Source organism: Kordia jejudonensis, assembly GCF_001005315.1.
Taxonomy (GTDB): domain Bacteria; phylum Bacteroidota; class Bacteroidia; order Flavobacteriales; family Flavobacteriaceae; genus Kordia; species Kordia jejudonensis.
The window spans coordinates 1-2198 of record NZ_LBMG01000123.1 but is presented as its reverse complement, the minus strand read 5'-3'; the positions used below and the strand labels follow the sequence as shown (position 1 = coordinate 2198).

Here is a 2198-nt window from a genome sequence, read left to right as displayed (position 1 = left end):
AAAACCTTATAAATCAAAATCGATAAAATTGATATCAAAATCACTGTAATTAGCATGCATATTAAAACAATTACTTCTTTCATTAAATTAAAATTATAATTTGTTAATACTTTTAGCTATTTCAATTTTATTTATCTATTTGGGGTTACTCATCATTTTTCAAATTCGTATCCAAATGTTTTGGCTTTAATTTTAATACCTTTGAATTATAATGATACTGCAATATACAAAAGTTTTACAAATATAATAACAAGTTTTACAAAATAAAATATAAAATGCTTGAGCGTATTAAAAAAGTTCTCATAGAACAGAATATTTCGGGGTATAAAATTAGAGAAAAGTCAAATAATTTGATTTCTCAAGTGTCAGCTGATAAAATAAAAAATGGAATAACTGAAAACCCTAGAAGAAGTACGCTAGAACTATTGGTAAAAATTTTATGTACACATTATAATGTATCTAAAGACTGGCTTATTGATGGCGTAGGAGAACCTTATCTTGAAAATGATGAGGACTTTTATTTAGAAAAGCATGGAGTTCGGTTTGAAGCAATTGAACTAATTGATCACTTTGTTCAAAATAAAGACGAATATTTTAAAAGGTCTGAATATTTAAAACTTTTTGTAAAAGACCTTGTTGAAAAAGGAGTTGCCGATAGGTTAAATGAATTGAAAGAATACCTGAAAATTATAAATACTAATCCGAAAAATTAATTAATAAAAGTAAATCTTCAACTGTAAAATTGTTAGTAACAAACTCAAGATTTGTGTCTTCTTGTTTTTTAATTGATTTTTTTAGTTTTTCTCCCCTTTTTATAATTTCGCTTAATTTTTTTATTAAGTCATCATCTTTTAAAAAACCATCATCATAGAGATTTTTAAGTTTTTTTAGTTCTTCTTCAATCTCTTTCATGCTTAATTTTCTTTAGAATGTCCCACATTTCAGACTCCTTATCTTTTTTGGTATTACTCAATACAAAACCAACAAGATCACGAATATTGAGCATATATGATTTTATTAATTTATATCTTTTATCTATTATAAAGTATACACTTACAGCTATTATAATAGAAGTACAGAGCGACCATATAAAATAAGTTATTTTTTCAAAATCTTGATAATTGTATAATGCCCAGTAAATAAAGTAAAGCGCAATAGTGAGTAGTGTAATATGCAATAGTAGCTTACTTTTTCGAGCCCTGTTGGGTTCTATAAAGGTATTGATAAAGTTGAATAATGCATATAGAAATAAACCGAGTGCCCAACCTATTTCCCCAATAAATTGTTGTATGTCTTCAAAACCGAGAAAACTTACTTTCGATTTAACCTTTGAAAATTCATCCCAAGCACTATCAGTGATAACTTTTTGATTATAGTATTTTTTATATTCAGGAGAATTTTCAAATTTCTTCTTAAAAGAGTTTAATAATATTGTTCTCTTCTTTTTTTCTAATTTATGATTATTTAGTGATTCAACATATTCTTGAGGAGCATCAGGCAATAATTCATGTGCAAAAAATGCGGTAGCGCAAACTACCGCTAAAATAACATGAATGTATTTTACAAATAAATTATTCTTCTTCGTTACTGCCTGGATCATTTGGTCCTCCGTTGGAGTTGACGCTGTCCTTTTTGTCAGTTGCTTCAAATTGAATTTCAGTATCTTCATCTGCTAGGTTAGTTGGTTCACAGCTTGTAAATAAAAACATTCCTAGTATTGTTAGCATAATTAGTATTCCTTTTTTCATAATATTTCAAGATTAGAGATTTAACATTAATCTCAAATGTATATGAAAATTATTTTAGTAAGAAATATATCTATTATCTAATAAGAAATGTTTTTGCTAAAGTAAAAAAAGTAATATGTATTCAAAATATTTAGATTTATATTTTTAGAAAATTACGTGTAAACCATAATTGAAGTAAGTGTTAAGCGTATCTGTGTATTGTAAGTTTTATACACTTGTAAAACTTTAATTTTTAATTGATTATTTTTCTTACTTTTTTAACCTCTAAATTTTATTTTTATTTTCAAAAACCAAAAACAAAGGTGTATAAAACAACCATTTCAGTAGACTAAAATGGTTGTTTTGATTATTTTCTCACAAAATAGATAATCATTATTTAGCTTATCTCTATAAAATATTATAATCTTCTAATGATCATTTTTTTACATAATGTTTTTAAAAATAAAGTCT

At 25.3% G+C, this 2198-nt stretch carries 4 protein-coding genes; 1 reads left to right on the top strand and 3 read right to left on the bottom strand.

Annotated elements, in window-relative coordinates; translation table 11 throughout:
• Positions 1–275: 275 nt before the first annotated feature.
• Positions 276–713, top strand: a complete 438-nt coding sequence (locus tag AA089_RS22875; RefSeq protein WP_046759349.1) for a hypothetical protein — start codon at positions 276–278, stop codon at positions 711–713.
• Here the strand turns inward: AA089_RS22875 and AA089_RS22870 are convergent.
• From AA089_RS22870 to AA089_RS25120, 3 genes are read right to left on the bottom strand one after another with little or no spacing between them, the layout of a single operon-like run.
• Positions 697–912, bottom strand: coding sequence for a hypothetical protein (locus AA089_RS22870; protein ID WP_046759348.1), 216 nt, complete (start codon positions 910–912; stop codon positions 697–699). The two genes, AA089_RS22875 and AA089_RS22870, sit on opposite strands and share 17 nt — an antisense overlap.
• Positions 899–1600, bottom strand: coding sequence for a hypothetical protein (locus AA089_RS22865; protein WP_046759347.1), 702 nt, complete (start codon positions 1598–1600; stop codon positions 899–901). The genes AA089_RS22870 and AA089_RS22865 overlap by 14 nt, the downstream gene beginning before the upstream one ends.
• Complete coding sequence (locus AA089_RS25120) at positions 1572–1748, bottom strand: hypothetical protein (RefSeq protein WP_156169300.1); 177 nt, start codon at positions 1746–1748, stop codon at positions 1572–1574. The genes AA089_RS22865 and AA089_RS25120 overlap by 29 nt, the downstream gene beginning before the upstream one ends.
• Positions 1749–2198 lie beyond the last annotated feature (450 nt).

Excerpts from the sequence above, each read along its gene's own strand:
- AA089_RS22875 (WP_046759349.1), top strand. The coding sequence starts at position 276 with ATGCTTGAGCGTATTAAAAAAGTTCTCATAGAACAGAATATTTCGGGG.
- AA089_RS22870 (WP_046759348.1), bottom strand. The coding sequence starts at position 912 with ATGAAAGAGATTGAAGAAGAACTAAAAAAACTTAAAAATCTCTATGAT.
- AA089_RS22865 (WP_046759347.1), bottom strand. The coding sequence starts at position 1,600 with ATGATCCAGGCAGTAACGAAGAAGAATAATTTATTTGTAAAATACATT.
- AA089_RS25120 (WP_156169300.1), bottom strand. The coding sequence starts at position 1,748 with ATGAAAAAAGGAATACTAATTATGCTAACAATACTAGGAATGTTTTTA.